General features: G+C 59.2%; 15 protein-coding genes. 8 read left to right on the top strand and 7 right to left on the bottom strand.

The features are described from left to right. Positions 1-30 precede the first annotated feature (30 nt). Positions 31-879, bottom strand: a complete 849-nt coding sequence (purU, locus tag BVK86_RS05495) for a formyltetrahydrofolate deformylase (RefSeq protein ID WP_075945467.1) — start codon at positions 877-879, stop codon at positions 31-33. Between the two features lie 338 nt (positions 880-1,217). On the opposite strand from purU, the gene mvaT reads away from it, so the two are divergent. Further along, positions 1,218-1,595 (top strand): histone-like nucleoid-structuring protein MvaT, encoded by a 378-nt coding sequence (gene mvaT / locus BVK86_RS05500; protein ID WP_007933316.1) that lies wholly within the window; start codon positions 1,218-1,220, stop codon positions 1,593-1,595. Positions 1,596-1,695: 100 nt separating this feature from the next. On the opposite strand, the gene sbcB is transcribed toward mvaT, so the two are convergent. Continuing rightward, entirely contained in the window at positions 1,696-3,126 is a 1,431-nt protein-coding gene (gene sbcB / locus BVK86_RS05505) for an exodeoxyribonuclease I (protein ID WP_075945468.1), read from the bottom strand. Positions 3,127-3,311: 185 nt separating this feature from the next. Here sbcB and BVK86_RS05510 point away from each other — a divergent pair, with 185 nt between their 5' ends. The 6 genes from BVK86_RS05510 to BVK86_RS05535 are packed head-to-tail and all read left to right on the top strand — an operon-like array spanning position 3,312 to position 10,078. Beyond that, the gene (locus BVK86_RS05510) at positions 3,312-4,037 is read left to right on the top strand and encodes an RDD family protein (RefSeq protein ID WP_075945469.1); all 726 of its coding nucleotides are present in this window, start codon (positions 3,312-3,314) and stop codon (positions 4,035-4,037) included. Further along, entirely contained in the window at positions 4,034-5,011 is a 978-nt protein-coding gene (locus BVK86_RS05515) for a stage II sporulation protein M (protein ID WP_075945725.1), read from the top strand. Before BVK86_RS05510 ends, BVK86_RS05515 begins: the two co-directional genes overlap by 4 nt. Then, the gene (locus tag BVK86_RS05520; protein ID WP_075945470.1) at positions 4,998-6,542 is read left to right on the top strand and encodes a DUF4129 domain-containing protein; all 1,545 of its coding nucleotides are present in this window, start codon (positions 4,998-5,000) and stop codon (positions 6,540-6,542) included. The genes BVK86_RS05515 and BVK86_RS05520 overlap by 14 nt, the downstream gene beginning before the upstream one ends. Positions 6,543-6,562: 20 nt before the next feature. Then, positions 6,563-7,705: a DUF4350 domain-containing protein gene (locus tag BVK86_RS05525; RefSeq protein WP_408002987.1), complete on the top strand. Its 1,143-nt coding sequence runs from the start codon at positions 6,563-6,565 to the stop codon at positions 7,703-7,705. Next, the gene (locus BVK86_RS05530; RefSeq protein ID WP_075945472.1) at positions 7,702-8,703 is read left to right on the top strand and encodes an AAA family ATPase; all 1,002 of its coding nucleotides are present in this window, start codon (positions 7,702-7,704) and stop codon (positions 8,701-8,703) included. Before BVK86_RS05525 ends, BVK86_RS05530 begins: the two co-directional genes overlap by 4 nt. 43 nt (positions 8,704-8,746) lie before the next feature. Then, the gene (locus BVK86_RS05535; RefSeq protein WP_075945473.1) at positions 8,747-10,078 is read left to right on the top strand and encodes a DUF58 domain-containing protein; all 1,332 of its coding nucleotides are present in this window, start codon (positions 8,747-8,749) and stop codon (positions 10,076-10,078) included. Between the two features lie 293 nt (positions 10,079-10,371). On the opposite strand, the gene BVK86_RS29230 is transcribed toward BVK86_RS05535, so the two are convergent. The 3 genes from BVK86_RS29230 to BVK86_RS05545 all read right to left on the bottom strand — a co-directional run bounded on the left by BVK86_RS29230 (position 10,372) and on the right by BVK86_RS05545 (position 12,103). Then, positions 10,372-10,884: a hypothetical protein gene (locus tag BVK86_RS29230; RefSeq protein ID WP_139315752.1), complete on the bottom strand. Its 513-nt coding sequence runs from the start codon at positions 10,882-10,884 to the stop codon at positions 10,372-10,374. Between the two features lie 237 nt (positions 10,885-11,121). Then, entirely contained in the window at positions 11,122-11,481 is a 360-nt protein-coding gene (locus tag BVK86_RS05540) for a PilZ domain-containing protein (RefSeq protein ID WP_075945474.1), read from the bottom strand. A 247-nt stretch (positions 11,482-11,728) separates the two neighbouring features. Further along, complete coding sequence (locus BVK86_RS05545; RefSeq protein ID WP_075945475.1) at positions 11,729-12,103, bottom strand: tetratricopeptide repeat protein; 375 nt, start codon at positions 12,101-12,103, stop codon at positions 11,729-11,731. Between the two features lie 180 nt (positions 12,104-12,283). On the opposite strand from BVK86_RS05545, the gene pyk reads away from it, so the two are divergent. Next, positions 12,284-13,735 (top strand): pyruvate kinase, encoded by a 1,452-nt coding sequence (gene pyk / locus BVK86_RS05550; RefSeq protein ID WP_075945476.1) that lies wholly within the window; start codon positions 12,284-12,286, stop codon positions 13,733-13,735. A 191-nt stretch (positions 13,736-13,926) separates the two neighbouring features. Here the strand turns inward: pyk and BVK86_RS05555 are convergent, their stop codons facing one another. Together BVK86_RS05555 and BVK86_RS05560 are read right to left on the bottom strand one after the other, a co-directional pair. Beyond that, a complete protein-coding gene (locus BVK86_RS05555) occupies positions 13,927-14,862 on the bottom strand; it encodes an iron-sulfur-binding ferredoxin reductase (protein WP_075945477.1) in 936 nt (311 codons plus the stop codon). Next, on the bottom strand, positions 14,855-15,961 hold the full coding sequence (locus BVK86_RS05560; protein WP_075945478.1) for a GGDEF domain-containing protein: 1,107 nt from the start codon (positions 15,959-15,961) through the stop codon (positions 14,855-14,857). Before BVK86_RS05560 ends, BVK86_RS05555 begins: the two co-directional genes overlap by 8 nt. Positions 15,962-16,067: the final 106 nt, after the last annotated feature.

Below are 16,067 nucleotides of genomic sequence, written 5' to 3' on the forward strand. Positions count from 1 at the left end.
CCTTCGAATTTCAACCGTGTCGTGGGGAAATCAGAACACGACGGTTTTGTTGCCGTGTACCAGCACGCGATCTTCCAGGTGATAACGCAGGCCGCGGGCCAGCACCATCTTCTCGACGTCACGGCCGAAACGCACCATGTCTTCGATGCTGTCGCTGTGGCTGACGCGCACCACGTCCTGCTCGATGATCGGGCCGGCGTCCAGCTCTTCGGTCACGTAGTGACAGGTCGCGCCGATCAGCTTCACACCACGCAACGACGCTTGATGGTACGGCTTGGCACCCACGAACGACGGCAGGAAGCTATGGTGAATGTTGATCACCTTGTGTGCATATTCGTTGCACAACTGCGGCGGCAGGATCTGCATGTAACGGGCAAGGACCACCACTTCGGCGTCGTGCTGTTTGACCAGACGGGACACTTCGGCGAAGGCCGGTTCCTTGTCCTGGGGATTGACCGGCACGTGGTAGTACGGAATCCCGTGCCACTCGACCATGCTGCGCAGATCATCGTGATTGGAGATCACGCAGGCGATTTCGCAGTCCAGTTCATCGCTGTGCCAGCGATGGAGCAGGTCGGCGAGGCAGTGGGACTCGCGGCTGGCCATCAATACCACGCGCTTCTTCTGCTCGGTATCGGTGATGCGCCAGTCCATCGAGAACTCTTCGGCAATCGGCGCAAACGCTTCGCGCAAGGCTTCGATACCGAAAGGCAGCGAGTCGGCACGAATCTCGTGACGCATGAAGAACCAGCCACTGAGATTGTCCGAGTGGTGGCTCGCTTCAGTGATCCAGCCATTGTGTGACGCCAGAAAGTTACTGACTTTAGCAACGATGCCGACGCGGTCGGGGCAAGAAATCACCAGCCGAAAAGTGCGCATGGGGGGGAAACTCCAGAACTTCGCAAAGGCGGCCATTCTAGCGAGTGCGCAGCAAAACTGCAGTATTGATGATGTGCGATGCTGCCCGATGGTTACCGACGAGGTTCCCGCCCGCGCACGCAGCGTACACATCAGCGGCGCTGTAAGCTTTCTACAAGCCCTGCTTTGTAAATATCTGTAGCGACTGCTTCAAACTATTTAACAGCATCGAAAAGGGGTAGCGAATTTCCGGCAATTTAATTAAATAAACCTGCTTTAATGTTTACTTGATGAAACACCCTGACTATTATTGCGGCACTGTCACCCTGCCATCCAGCGCCCCACATAAGGTAGTAATCATGTCCTTGATCAACGAATACCGCGCCACCGAAGAAGCTATCAAAGAGCTGCAAGCCCGTTTGAAGAACCTGTCCCAAGACGACAAACTGCAAACCGAGCTGGAATTCGAAGGCAAACTGCGCACCCTGATGGGCGAATACTCCAAGTCCCTGCGTGACATCATTGCTTTGCTGGATCCAGAATCCAAAACCAAAGCTCCACGCGGCGGCGCAGTAAAAACTACCGGCACCAAGCGTGCTCGCAAAGTTAAGCAATACAAAAACCCGCACAATGGCGAAGTCATCGAAACCAAAGGTGGCAACCACAAAACTCTGAAAGAGTGGAAAGCCAAGTGGGGCGGTGACGTGGTTGAAGGCTGGGCTACCCTGCTGGGCTAAGCCGCCACGCCTGTCGCAGATAAATAGGCGACAAAAAAAACGCCAGCTTATCGCTGGCGTTTTTTTATGCCCGGAGTTCTGGCCCCGGGTATTTTCGATTTCAAAGATTCAAACGTTGGCGCACCCCTTGAACATGTTGCTGCCATTGACTCAGTACCTGTTGCTGAAACGATGTCGCAGTAACGGCCAGTTGGGCTGCGGCCTCCACGAAACTTTCCAGGGTATTGGGCGCACCCCATTCAGGGTCGGACAAGCGCTTCTGGCAGAAGATTCGCCAGCGCTCTTGCTCTCCGGAATTCAGCGTTTCCGGAAAGTTGCGTGCGCGATATCGAAATAATAATTCAGGCAAACGTTCATCATCGAAAGGCCATTGCTCTTGCGCTAATTGCGCAGGGTCCACCGAACGCACTTGTTCACATAGTCGTCGATCACGGTCACCGATAAATCCATCGTATAACTGTTGTTCCGGGTCCTGGCTGACAGAAAAATCCTCGCGGGCATAAATGGCCGTAACTTTATCCAGCCAGACTTGCTGCGCGTCACTTAGCCGCAGTGCACGTTGCTGATACAGCGGCATATCCAGCCCGAGGCGCTGCTGATCTTGCGGACGAAGTACCGACAACGGCGCCACCACCGGGCATTTATTGATGTGGATGAGCTTGAGCGGCACGGGCAACTCACCCTCTGCCAAATCATCGCGACGGGTATACAAGCGCTGGCGCAGGGCGTCGGCATCCAGATCGAGCAAGCCCTGCGGGTCGAGATGCAGGTCGCAGACAATCAGGGCATTCTTGTTACGCGGATGCCAGGCCAGCGGCAGCACCACACCCACATAATGACGCGCCGCAGAGAAGCGCCCGGAAATATGCACCATCGGTTGCAACAGTCGAACCTGGTCCAGCACCTTTTGTTTACTGCGCAACTTGAACAGCCATTCATATAACTTCGGCTGTTTTTCCCGAATCAAACGCGCCAGGGCGATCGTCGCGCGGACATCCGACAACGCTTCGTGGGCATTGCCATGATCGATGCCATTGGCGGCGGTCAGGCGTTCAAGCTTGAGCGTCACCCGCCCCTCGTCGTCTGTCGGCCAAACGATACCGTCGGGACGCAAGGCATACGCGGCACGGACCACGTCGATCAGATCCCAGCGGCTGTTGCCGCCCTGCCACTCCCGCGCGTACGGGTCGAAAAAATTGCGGTACAGGCTGTAGCGGGTCATCTCGTCGTCAAAACGCAAGGTGTTGTACCCCGCGCCACATGTGCCCGGCGCTGCCAGTTGGGCATGCACCCGGGTCATGAAGTCGGCTTCGCTCAAACCTCGCTCGGCCAGATCCGCAGGGGTAATGCCGGTGATCGCACAGGCTGCCGGATGCGGCAGGATGTCGTCACTGGGCTGGCAATAGAGGTTGACCGGCTCGTCTATTTCATTGAGATCGAAGTCAGTACGCAGCCCCGCCATTTGCAGGGGGCGGTCGCAACGGGGGTTGATGCCCGTCGTTTCATAGTCGTACCAGAAGATGGAGGTCACAGGCGTTTCCTGAACTGAAGATCGACGAAGTCTAGGCGCTCACGTCCCGCTCCGGCCAGCAATCTTGTGATTCAAACATCTGCGGTTACTCAAACCGCACGACATAGTTATGTCGTTTTCCCCGGTGAGGCTGCTAGCATCGGGGAACGAGACAATCCCGATCAGGCCACATCATCAGGTTGCCCATGCTCGAGACCACAGCACTGCCAAGGAAAGCGACGCTGTCCCCGCCACTGGATACGCGGTATCAAGTTGAAACGCCTGAAGGCATCGACTTGCCTCTGCGACCCGCCGGGCTGATGGTGCGTGCGCTGGCGTTCTCCATCGACCTGGCTTTGCGCGGGTTGATCCTCGGCCTGCTGTTCATTGTCCTGGCGATGCTCGGAAAACTCGGCGCCGGATTGGGCTCGCTGCTGATCTTCGGCGTGAGCTGGTGGTACATGGTGCTGTTCGAAGTCCTCAACCAGGGTCGCTCACCGGGCAAGCAATGGATGGGCCTGCAAGTGGTGCAGGACGATGGCACACCGGTTGGCTGGTCCGCGTCGCTGTTGCGTAACCTGCTGCGGTTTGTCGATTTGCTGCCTTTCGGCTACTTCCTCGGGGCCATCAGTTGCCTTCAGCATCCCGGCTTCAAACGCCTCGGCGATGTGGCGGCCGGCACGCTGGTGATCTACCGCGAACAGCCGCTCACTCGCCCACAACTGCCGCCCGCCGAACCCCGTCGCCCGGCATTTGCCCTGAGCCTGAGTGAACAACGCGCCATCCTCGGATTCGCCGAACGCCAGGGCGAACTCTCCGCGGCCAGGGTCAATGAACTCGCCTCGATTCTTGCGCAACCGCTGCAGGTTCCAGCGCCACACGCCGTGGCCGAGCTCAATGGCATCGCCCGCGGCTTGTTGGGTCCGGCATGAAGCAAAGCCTTTTCGAACATCGGCACATGGCCGAATGGGAGCAGTTTTCCCTCACCCTGCAACGACTGGAGCGGGACCGCAAGGCCACCGGCGTCGGTGAATTCCCGGCGGACTATCGTCGTCTCTGCCAGCATCTGGCGCTGGCTCGGGAGCGCGGCTACAGCAGTTTCCTGATCGATTCGTTGCAGCAACAGGTCCTGCGCGGGCATCAACAACTGTATCGCCATCGCAGCCGGCTGGGCGCCAATGTGCTGGCTTTCATCCTCGCCGGCTTCCCCCGTCTGGTGCGCGAACAGTGGCGCTTCGTGCTCGCCGCCAGCCTGATGTTTTTCGCCAGCCTGATCGGCATGGCGCTGCTGGTGTATCTGTTCCCGGACCTGGTCTACAACCTGATCCCGGCCGAGCAGGTCAGCGAGATACAAAGCATGTACGACCCAAACGCCGGACACCTGGGGCGCTCGGCGGAACGCGCGGCCAGTGAAGACTGGGTGATGTTCGGCTACTACATCATGCACAACATCGGCATCGCCTTTCAGACCTTTGCCAGCGGTTTGCTGTTTGGCTTGGGCAGCGCGTTTTTCCTGTTCTTCAACGGCCTGATGATCGGTGCCGTGGCCGGGCATCTGACGCACATCGGTTTTGGCCAGACCTTCTGGTCATTCGTGATTGGCCACGGTGCCTTCGAATTGACCGCCATTGCCCTCGCCGGGGCGGCCGGCCTGCAGCTGGGTTGGGCATTGATCGCGCCGGGGCGCCTGCCCCGCTCTGAAGCCCTGCGCCTGGCCGCTCGCAAGAGCGTGCAGTTGATTTGCGGGGTCATGCTGCTCCTGCTGATTGCAGCCTTCATCGAGGCCTACTGGTCGTCGATGACGGCTCCAGCGCCCATGATCAAATACCTGGTCGGCGCCGCGCTGTGGCTGTTGGTCGCGGGTTACTTGCTGTTTGCCGGACGGGTCCGCCATGCGCCTGAGTGACGCCAGTGTGGTGATCCGCCCACGCCCGACCTGGGAAGCCATGGACCTCGGCGTCCTGTTGAGCCAGCGCCATCGACGCTTGCTGATGACCAGTTGGGCAATCATCACCTTGCCGGTTTTTGTCCTGTTGAGCGGGTTGCTGTGGGAGTCGCCATCCGTTGCCGTGTTCATTTTCTGGTGGCTGAAACCGGCCTTCGAACGCTTGCCGCTGTACATCCTGTCCAAAGCCCTGTTTGGCGAAACCCCCACACTGAAACAGGCCCTTTGCCAATGGCCGCGGCTGCTCAAGCCGCAATTGCTGGCCAGCCTGACCTGGCGACGCTTGAGCATGAGCCGCAGCTTCCTGCTGCCGGTGGTGCAACTCGAAGGCCTGGGCGGCGAGGCGCGTCAACAGCGCATACAGGTATTGTTGCAGCGCGATTCCGGCGCGGCGCGGTGGCTGACATTGATTGGCGCGCACCTGGAAACTGCGCTGTGGATCGGTTTGATGGTGCTGTTCTATCTGCTGTTGCCACAACAGGTCGCGCTGGACTGGAGCTGGCAATCGCTGGTCGCGGCAGCCACCCAGGACTGGATCTGGCTGGAGCATCTGACCAATGCCTTCTACGTCCTGGTGTTGGTGCTGTGGGAACCGATTTATGTGGCGTGCGGCTTCAGCCTCTATCTCAACCGCCGCACCGTGCTCGAAGCCTGGGACATCGAGCTGGTGTTCCGCCGCATGCGCCAGCGCTTGAGCGGCAGCGCCGTTGCGGTCTTGCTGGCCGCGACCCTGTTGATACCGAGCGGACACGATGCCTGGGCCGCCGATGTGGTGGCCAGCCCCGACAGCCCGCGTTTGCTGGAACAACCACTGACCAGCCAGGCGTCCCGGGACAGCATCAAGGCAATCCTTGACCAGCCACCCTTCAAGAACAAGGAAACGGTGGTCCGTTATCGATTTGGCGAGGGCAAGGACACAGCCGAAAACCCGGATGACGACAACACGCCACAGTGGCTCAAGGCGTTGTTCCGGCTGTTCGACAGCCAGCGTTTTGGCGCACTGGCCACGCTGATCGAAGCCTTGCTGTGGGGCGTCGTGATCGTCGCCATCGGCTTGTTGACCTGGTACTACCGCGACCTGTTGCAGGCGTTTGTCAGCCGCCGCCCGAGCCCTGGCAAAAAGGCCTTGCGATCGCTGCCGCAACAGGCGTTCGGCCTGGATCTGGGCCCCGAGACCTTGCCCGCCGACATCGCCACCAGCGTCGAAAGCCTTTGGCAGAGCCATCCGCGAGAAGCGTTGGGCTTGCTCTATCGCGCCCTGCTGAGCCACCTCCTGCACGATTTCGACATCGATCTGAAAGCCGCCGACACCGAGGGCCAGGTGCTGGAGCGCGTCGAACAACTTCAACAACCAGCCCTGCTGGCCTTCAGTAAAAAACTGACCGGGCATTGGCAGAACATGGCCTACGGGCATCGCCTGCCCGCCGCGCATTTGCAGCGTGAGTTGTGTGACGGCTGGCGTGCGCTGTTCGGCCCTGGAGCGCCGCATTGAATCGGCGCAACGGGCTGATCATGCTCGGCATGCTCGTCACCGTGTTGCTGGTCGCGCTGGGCGTGTACCTGTATTTCAAGGCAACGCCCTACCCGGCAGAAATCGATCACGGCCCTTCGCCCGAGGCGCAGGCCAATCCTTACCTCGCCGCCGAGCACTACCTGCGCAAACAGGGCCTGATTGTCAGCCACGCCAACGGCATCGATGTTCTACCGAGCCTGGAGCCGCATCAGCACAGCCTGTTGCTGCTGGGCGATCGCTACACCATGAGCCCACGGCAGATTGATCAATTGATGAACTGGACCCGGGCCGGAGGACGCCTGTTGTTCGTCGCCCAATCGCTGTGGGATGAGAGGGCCGGGCAAAGCAATGACTTGTTGCTCGACCGGGTCCAACTGCACCAGTCGCTGAGCAAAGACCTCAAGGATCCGCCGCCCGATAGCGACCAAGATCCCTATCCACAACTGACCAAGCTGTACCTGGAAAACGAAGACGCCCCGGCCTATGCCAGCTTCGACACTGCATTCCATCTCGAAGACCCGAAGAATCTCGCCCAGGCCTGGGCCAACAGTGGCAAGGCCACGCACATGATGCAGCTCAACCACGGACTCGGCTCGATCATTGTGGTGACCGATGCCGACCTGTGGAAAACCCCGGCGATCGATCAATATGACAACGCGTGGCTGCTTTGGTACCTGACCGCCGATACCGAGGTGACGTTGCTGTTCAACACTGCTCACGACAGTCTGTGGACATTGTTGCTGCGCTATTTCCCCCAGGCGCTGGTTGCCTTGCTGGCGCTGATTGGCCTGGGTCTCTGGCATGCCGGTGTGCGCCACGGTCCAATGCTGGAACCGCTGCCCAAGGCCCGCCGACAATTGCTCGAACATCTTCGCGCCAGTGCCGATTTCATGCTGCGGCGCAATGGGCAGCAGAGCCTGTTGCAAGCGCTGCAACAAGACATTCTGCGCCGTGTTCGACGGCGCCATCCCGGCTATGACCAACTCGGTGTTGCCGAACAATGGCTGGTGCTGTCACGCCTGACCGGCCAGCCTACGCGCGCGATCAGCCAGGCCATGAGCCCACGGACGAAGCAGCGACTGTCCAGCGCTGAATTCAGCCGCCAGGTCGCCCACCTGCAAACCTTGAGGAATGCGTTATGAGTGAACCGATCGAACCCGATGCACCCAGCCACGCCGAGCAACAACGGCAACGCGCCAGCCAGTTGGCTCAGGCCATACGCGTCGAACTGCAAAAAGCCGTGATCGGCCAGGACAGCGTCATCGACGATGTGCTCACGGCATTGATTGCCGGTGGGCATGTGTTGCTCGAAGGTGTACCGGGGCTGGGCAAGACTTTGCTGGTGCGCGCGTTGGCACGCTGCTTCGCTGGCGAATTCGCGCGCATCCAGTTCACCCCGGACCTGATGCCCAGCGACGTCACCGGGCACGCGGTGTACGACCTGCAGACCGAGCAATTCAAACTGCGCAAAGGGCCGCTGTTCACCAACCTGCTGCTGGCCGACGAGATCAACCGCGCCCCGGCGAAAACCCAGGCGGCCTTGCTCGAAGCCATGCAGGAACGGCAAGTCACCCTTGAAGGTCGCGCCCTGCCGATCGCGCAGCCATTCATGGTGTTGGCCACGCAAAACCCGATCGAACAGGAAGGCACTTATCCGTTGCCGGAAGCCGAACTGGATCGCTTCATGCTCAAGGTGCGCATGGACTACCCCGACGCCGAGCAGGAGCTGGACATGGTCCGCCAGGTCAGCCGCTCGACCCGCGCCGACATGCTCGATGTGCAACCGTTGCGCACGGTGTTGCAGGCCAAGGACATGCTGGCCTTGCAACGCATCGCCAGCGACCTGCCACTGGACGATCAGGTGCTCGATTACGCCGTGCGCCTGGCCCGCACCACCCGCAGCTGGCCGGGCCTGACCCTCGGTGCCGGGCCCAGGGCCTCGATTGCCCTGGTGCGCTGCGCCAGGGCACGGGCTTTGTTGCGCGGTGGTGAGTTCGTGATTCCGGATGACATTAAAGGCTGCGCACTGGCGGTGCTGCGCCATCGCGTGCGCATTGCGGCGGAGCTGGATATCGAAGGGCTGGAGGTTGATCAGGTGCTGCGGCAATTGCTCGATCAAGTTCCGGCGCCGCGCTTGTGAATACCATTCGCGATCTCTTGATCAGGCAACCTGGTGCAACGTCATGAAACCGACGCGCCTGCTGTTGCTCTGGCTCACCCTGCTGCTGGCCATCGGCATCGTGCTGGGCGCCTTGCAGGCAATGGGCATCGACGTTGCACCGAGCCTGTTGCGAATCAACTGGGGTTTGCTCCTGGCGCTGTTGGCATTGGCTGCGCTCGACATCGTGCGGCTCAAACGCCTGCCGTCACCAAGCATCACCCGGCGCCTTTCCGGTAGCCTGGCACTGGGCCGGTGGAGCGAGGCCACGCTGGAGGTCGAGCATGATTTTTCTCAACCATTGCACATCCAGCTCTTTGATCATGTGCCGGACGGCTTGAGCTTCGAAAACCTGCCACTGACGGTGGAAATGCAGCCGGGCCAGCGCAGCGTGATCAACTATCGCCTGCGCCCGCTCAATCGCGGTCACTTCAGTTTCGAACGCTGCGAAGTCAACCTGCCCGGTCCATTGCGCTTGTGGACTGACAAACGCCTGTTGAATGTGACTGACCACATCCGCGTCTACCCCGACTTCGCCCGCCTGTACGGCGGTGAGTTGCAGGCTGTGGATAACTGGCTCAGCCAGCTTGGCGTGCGCCAACACCAACGACGCGGCCAGGGGCTGGAGTTTCATCAGCTACGGGAGTTTCGCGAGGGTGACAGCCTGCGGCAGATCGACTGGAAAGCCACCGCCCGTCAACGTACGCCGATTGCCCGGGAGTATCAGGACGAACGCGACCAGCAGATCATCTTCATGCTCGACTGCGGCCGACGCATGCGCAGTCAGGACGACGAACTGGCGCACTTCGATCATGCACTCAATGCCTGTCTGCTGCTGAGCTACGTCGCGTTGCGCCAGGGCGATGCGGTCGGTCTGTGCACCTTTGCCAGCGATCAACCGCGCTACCTCGCGCCGGTGAAAGGCGCCGGGCAACTCAATGCCTTGCTCAATACGGTCTACGACCTCGACAGCAGCCAACGCAGCGCCGATTATCAGGCCGCCGTCACCGAACTACTGACCCGACAGAAACGTCGGGCACTGGTGGTGCTGGTGACCAACCTGCGCGATGAGGACGATGAAGAACTGCTCACAGCGGTCAAGCGCCTGGGCAAGCAACATCGAGTGCTGGTCGCCAGTTTGAGGGAAGGAATACTCGACAACCTGAGAACGGCTCCGGTGCAAACCTTGCCCGAAGCCCTGGCCTACTGCGGCACGGTGGCTTACCTGAATGCCCGGGCTGCACTCCATGAGCGGTTGAGCGCGCATGGCGTCTTGATGCTGGATACTCTTCCCAGTGAAATGGGCGTGGAATTATTGTCGCATTATCTGAAATGGAAAAAAACGGATCACTTTTAGGGATTATATTATTTTCACCGACTAATCTTTCTCGAATAACAGCCGCACCACGACACCCGAGTAACGCTAAATATACGCACCAACATTAATAAAAAATTCAGACACCTTTAAAAAATTCAAAAAGCAATCAACAACAAAGACGGCAGCACATATCGACTGGAAACGCGATGAATACAACCGCATTCCACAATAGAAATTGCTGCCATCGACATCAAGATCGCAAATCAATCATCAAGAGGGCCAAACCTAATGGATAGAACTTATAGATAAGCTATCGACAAACTGCGGTTGCGTCATCCCCGACGAATGATTTCCTCCCATTGCCCCCAGTGATCAGCCTCGCTGGTGTCATTATTAGTGCCATCATAATGAACGCCAATTCGAAAGCTCGCGCCTAGCGATACCGAATAACCGACACTTGCCTCCCTTTGATAAGGGTACCACCCACCATTCTGTATCAATGAATCGGGTGAGTTCACACGAACGGTGCTACCGCTACGAACTTCAAAATTTATATTTGCCCTATTCCATTCCTTCCCTACCGGCCGTGTAGTCAACATATACTGCATGGTTCTGATGTATAGTCGAGTTCCATTCAACTTGAACTGATATTCAATTTCCCCAGTCAACTCTGGAACACGAATATGCCGATGATAGTAAATGGAAGTCGGCACACCATCCCAAAAAGCATCATCCACTGTGCTATCACCTGCGACAACAATGACTTCTCCATTTTCGATATTAGCATCCACACTCATTTCACCACCTCCACAAAAAATGCCCGATAAATACTGCGAATCAAACATAACTGAACCAATCAACGAATGACCACTGTCATAAATGACAGGTAGCAATATCAAAACGAAATAAAAAAACTAATTTATTGCTCATGTTACTCAACAGCACCACCCTCCAGACTCTCCGCAGATTGGAGCTCTACAGGGCGTAATGGGCGAAATGCTAGGATATCCGGCAATATCAATTGGGTGAGTGCATTGGAGTATTCGGGCGGAGAGGCCGCTCGATGAGCGACCCCTTACCTTTCATGCAGACGCCGGCAACGGCTGAAAGCTGAAGTATCGCCTCAACGCTTCCACCAGGTGCCCATACTCCGGCGGGGGACGCTGCAGGCTGAAACCGGCGTCGTAGTGGTGTGGCGTTGCGTCTTCGTGGCACCACAGACAACACGCCCGCAGGTCAATGACCTGTTGGCAGCGGTCACCGACGGGAATCTTCAGGCGCAAATCGAAGTCAGCACCGATCATCATCGGCAACTGACTGATAAGCATCAGCCCGTCTTCGGAGACATTGCCCAGAAATCCAATGGGCTTGTCTGTAATACTGTTGAACACTTTTAGAAAATACGGCAGTTGATGCCGTTCGATCCGGCGGTCAGTGAACATGCTGAATTCGCTACGCAAGGCCCTTAAGCAAGGCCGCACTAATGTTTCGGAACAGGTCTGATTGCTGTTGCCAGCAAGGCAAAGCGACCTGCTCTCCCCGATCCCGGTGCGACAGTCCGCGAAACCGCTGCCGCTTACTCCTGCCGATCACAGGTGTTACGTCGGTTTAGAGGCAGGACTCTAAAACCGGTTTATTCGACTATAGCTCACCGCCGCCGGTCGGCCAGCTATTGGATGACGGCTGCAATCAGAACTGAGTCGGACGTACTGCCGCTGCACTGCGTGTCGGGTAGTGGCCCAGGCTCTGCAAGGTTTCCAGACGGGCGCGGGCGCGGTAGGCGTATTCGCTCTGCGGATACGAAGCGATGATGAACTGGTAAGTCTGGGCGGCGTCGATGAACATCTTCTGCCGTTCCAGGCACTGGCCGCGCATCATCGAGACTTCCGGCCACACGTAAGGGCGCGCCCGGCTATCGCGCTCGACCTTGGACAATTCGAGCATCACCTGCTCGCAATTGCCCCGGTCATAGGCGCTGTAGGCATTGTTCAAATGATGGTTCATCGCAAAACGAACGCACCCCGTGGCACTGAGGGCAAGGGCGGCAATGAGCATGAATCGCATGGGGGATCTCCTGTCTTGAACGCTGTATCGACCCCCGGGCGGAAATCTTCAGGCTCAGGTGCAAAGTTGTCAGGTTCGATATAGGTTCAATAAAGAAAGCATTAAGTAGTGCAAACGAACAATGACTACAACTTCGGACCATAGTAGCCTCACTCAGCGCTTGAACTCAGGAGTCTTTGCATGTCCGTCCGTCGTACCAAAATCGTCGCTACCCTAGGCCCGGCCAGTAACTCGCCGGAAGTTCTCGAACAGCTGATTCTGGCTGGCCTGGACGTCGCCCGCCTGAACTTCTCCCACGGCACCCCCGACGAGCACAAGGCTCGCGCGAAGCTGGTGCGTGACCTGGCCGCCAAGCACGGTCGCTTCGTCGCCCTGCTGGGTGACCTGCAAGGCCCGAAAATCCGTATCGCCAAATTCGCCAACAAGAAAATCGAGCTGAAGATCGGTGATCAATTCACCTTCTCCACCAGCCATCCTCTGACCGAGGGCAACCAGCAAGTGGTCGGCATCGACTACCCGGACCTGGTCAAGGACTGCGGCGTGGGCGACGAACTGCTGCTCGACGATGGCCGCGTGGTCATGCGCGTCGATACCGCCACGGCTACCGAGCTGAACTGCACCGTGACCATCGGCGGTCCGCTGTCCGATCACAAAGGCATCAACCGTCGCGGTGGCGGCCTGACCGCTCCGGCCCTGACTGAAAAAGACAAGGCCGACATCAAGCTTGCTGCGGAAATGGAAGTCGACTACCTCGCGGTGTCTTTCCCGCGTGACGCCGCCGACATGGAATACGCCCGTCAACTGCGCGACGAAGCCGGCGGTACGGCCTGGCTGGTGGCGAAGATCGAACGCGCCGAAGCGGTGGCCGACGACGAAACCCTCGACGGCCTGATCAAGGCATCCGACGCCGTGATGGTGGCCCGCGGTGACCTGGGCGTGGAAATCGGCGACGCCGAACTGGTGGGCATTCAGAAGAAAATCATTCTGCACGCACGCCGACACAACAAGGCTGTGATCGTCGCGACCCAGATGATGGAGTCGATGATCCAGAACCCGATGCCGACTCGCGCTGAAGTGTCCGACGTGGCCAACGCCGTGCTCGACTACACCGACGCCGTGATGCTTTCTGCGGAAAGTGCTGCCGGCCTGTACCCACTGGAAGCCGTGCAGGCCATGGCGCGCATCTGCGTCGGCGCCGAAAAGCACCCGACCAGCAAGACCTCCAGCCACCGCATCGGCAAGGAATTCACTCGTTGCGACGAGAGCATTGCCCTGGCGACCATGTACACCGCCAACCACTTCCCCGGTGTGAAGGCGATCATCGCCCTGACCGAAAGTGGCTACACGCCGTTGATCATGTCGCGTATCCGTTCGTCGGTGCCGATCTACGCATTCACGCCACACCGCGAAGCCCAGGCCCGGGCGGCGATGTTCCGTGGCGTGTACACCATCCCGTTCGACCCGGCTTCGCTGGCGGCGAATGAAGTCAGCCAGAAGGCGATCGACGAGTTGGTCAAACGCGGCGTCGTGGAAAAAGGCGACTGGGTTATCCTGACCAAGGGCGACAGCTACCACACCACCGGTGGCACCAATGGCATGAAAATCCTGCACGTTGGCGATCCGATGGTCTGATTGAACGACCGCTGAAAAACAAAAGCCCCGCCATGTGAATGGCGGGGCTTTTTGTTTTCTGATCCAGTAGAGGCCTGGCCTGATCCGGCCAGGCGGCTGTACATGGCGCGGGTCAGGGCGCTTCTCTTGTCGGTGAGCGCTGTGCACTCAAGCGCGAGCAGGTTCGCTCGCCACAACAGCAGCTTGAGCGCTCAACCACGGGGCAGGAACACATCGGCCAGCAGTTGATTGCGGGGCAGTCCAGCCAGGTAAAGACGCCGGGCAAAGGCGTCGACGCTGTCAGGGGCTCCGCAGAGTAAGGCCAGGGTTTGCCGGGAAATCAGCCGCAGTTGCGCCAAAGCCGCGGGCAGCTCGGCGGGGGTCCAGAGCTCGATGCTCAGGTTCGCACGGCTGGCCGCCATGGCTTGCAAGGGTTTGGCCAGATAATGCTCGTCGTCATCATGGGCCAGGTGAATGACGCGGATCTGGCCTTGGTGATCCTGACGCAAAGCCTCACGCAACACACCGAACAACGGCGCCAGTCCGGTGCCGGCGGCCATCAGCCACAACGGTCGAGCGTGCCAGTCGGGATCGTAATGCAACGCCCCGCCACGCAACTCGCCGAGACGCAGCGGATCGCCGATCTTCAACTGGCGGGCCGCATCACTGAACTCACCCGGCTGGCGACAATCTAGGTGGAACTCGAGAAAACGGTCATCCTCGGGCAGGCTGGCCAGGGAATAAGGCCGCGCCACGTTCCCCGCCCACAACACCAGGTGCTGGCCGGCGCCATAGCGCAACGGCCGTTGGGGGGTCAAGCGCAAGCGCAACACACTGGGGCTCAACCAGTCGACCGCCGCGACCTCGGCGGGCCGGCCATCCTGCTGCGGGTCGAAAGTGTGCACCTGCAAGTCTTCGACCACCTGACACTGGCACGCCAGACGCCAGCCTTGCTGGCGTTGCTCCGCGCTCAAGGCATCGGGGCGGCTGTCGCTCGGCAGTCCTTGCACGCACTGCACCAGGCACGCATGACAACTGCCGGCGCGACAGCTATAGGGCACTGCCACGCCGTTCTGATTCAGTGCATCCAGCAGATTGCTGCCTGTAACAACCGGCCATTGGCGGTCACCGACGCGTAAGTCAGGCATCGACGTTTTCCCACGCCGCCGCGCAACGGTTACGACCGTCGCGTTTGGCCCGATAAAGCGCCTGATCGGCTCGCTGCAAGGCGTCGTCGAGGTCGTCGCCGAGCTCCAGCAACGTCATGCCAGCCGACAGGCTGAGACCACCAACATTCAGGCCAAGCAATTGGACATCGGTAAACGCAACGCGCAGCCGTTCACAGCAAGCGGTCAAACTGTCGGCATCGCAATCGGGCAACAGCACCACGAACTCTTCGCCGCCATAGCGGGCCAGAACGTCGCCGTCGCGCAAGCAGGCGGTGGCCACGCCGGCAAAGGCTTGCAGCACCTGATCGCCCGCGGCATGGCCATGCAGATCGTTGATCCGTTTGAAGTGATCCAGGTCGATCAGTGCCAGGCCATGCATGACGCCGGCGTCCAAGGTGTTGAGTTCACGGGAGGCCAGGCGCAGGAAATGCCGGCGGTTGAACAGGCCGGTCAGTTCATCGGTGGCAACGAGGTCTTCGAGCTGGCGCATCATCCCGCGCAGCGTGTCCTGATGCGCCTGCAAGGCGAAGCGTCGCTGGCGCATACGGTGTCGCGAAGCCTGGACATAACCGGCATACAGCACCAGCCAGACGAGCACGATCAACAGCACGCACACCTGCAACGCCGACAACGCCGGGTTGGCCAGCCGGAAGTGGTAGCCCTCCCACAGCGTGATGGCGCTGAAACTGAAGAACACCAGCATGGCACAGCGCAGAAATGAGCGACGGGACAAGTGAAACAGTCCGAACAGCAGGATCAGCACATAAAAAACCAGGAACGCGCCACGGGCGTCGTCCAGATGGGCGATCAACCAGGTTTGCCAGCCCAGCCCCAACAGCACTTGAACCTCAGTGAGGCTGGGATCGGCGAAACGCAGGTTGCAGCCGCTATAAAACACCGCGAACAACGTGGCCTGGCTGATCACCACCAATGCGCTGCCGATGGCGACGCTGGTCAGCGATTGCTGATAGTGACCGGTAAAAAACGCCAGCCACAACAACAGCAAAGCCAAGGCATAGGTGCCGGCTGCGAGGGCAAAACGTTTGAGCAACAGTCGCTGGATGGCGTTATGGGTCAATCGTTGACTCACCGAATGAAGGAGACTGACAGAGCGTCCTACTCTACAGGCCGTGTGCCACTTTAGTGGCGTGGCCGATAAATGACCATTCAATTTTCGGACCGGA

Source organism: Pseudomonas reinekei (genome assembly GCF_001945365.1).
Taxonomy (GTDB): Bacteria; Pseudomonadota; Gammaproteobacteria; order Pseudomonadales; family Pseudomonadaceae; genus Aquipseudomonas; species Aquipseudomonas reinekei.

Coding starts and splice junctions, on each gene's coding strand:
- purU (WP_075945467.1), bottom strand. CDS start 879: ATGCGCACTTTTCGGCTGGTGATTTCTTGCCCCGACCGCGTCGGCATC.
- mvaT (WP_007933316.1), top strand. CDS start 1,218: ATGTCCTTGATCAACGAATACCGCGCCACCGAAGAAGCTATCAAAGAG.
- BVK86_RS05510 (WP_075945469.1), top strand. CDS start 3,312: ATGCTCGAGACCACAGCACTGCCAAGGAAAGCGACGCTGTCCCCGCCA.
- BVK86_RS05515 (WP_075945725.1), top strand. CDS start 4,034: ATGAAGCAAAGCCTTTTCGAACATCGGCACATGGCCGAATGGGAGCAG.
- BVK86_RS05520 (WP_075945470.1), top strand. CDS start 4,998: ATGCGCCTGAGTGACGCCAGTGTGGTGATCCGCCCACGCCCGACCTGG.
- BVK86_RS05525 (WP_408002987.1), top strand. CDS start 6,563: ATGCTCGGCATGCTCGTCACCGTGTTGCTGGTCGCGCTGGGCGTGTAC.
- BVK86_RS05530 (WP_075945472.1), top strand. CDS start 7,702: ATGAGTGAACCGATCGAACCCGATGCACCCAGCCACGCCGAGCAACAA.
- BVK86_RS05535 (WP_075945473.1), top strand. CDS start 8,747: ATGAAACCGACGCGCCTGCTGTTGCTCTGGCTCACCCTGCTGCTGGCC.
- BVK86_RS29230 (WP_139315752.1), bottom strand. CDS start 10,884: ATGTTTGATTCGCAGTATTTATCGGGCATTTTTTGTGGAGGTGGTGAA.
- BVK86_RS05540 (WP_075945474.1), bottom strand. CDS start 11,481: ATGTTCACTGACCGCCGGATCGAACGGCATCAACTGCCGTATTTTCTA.
- BVK86_RS05545 (WP_075945475.1), bottom strand. CDS start 12,103: ATGCGATTCATGCTCATTGCCGCCCTTGCCCTCAGTGCCACGGGGTGC.
- pyk (WP_075945476.1), top strand. CDS start 12,284: ATGTCCGTCCGTCGTACCAAAATCGTCGCTACCCTAGGCCCGGCCAGT.
- BVK86_RS05555 (WP_075945477.1), bottom strand. CDS start 14,862: ATGCCTGACTTACGCGTCGGTGACCGCCAATGGCCGGTTGTTACAGGC.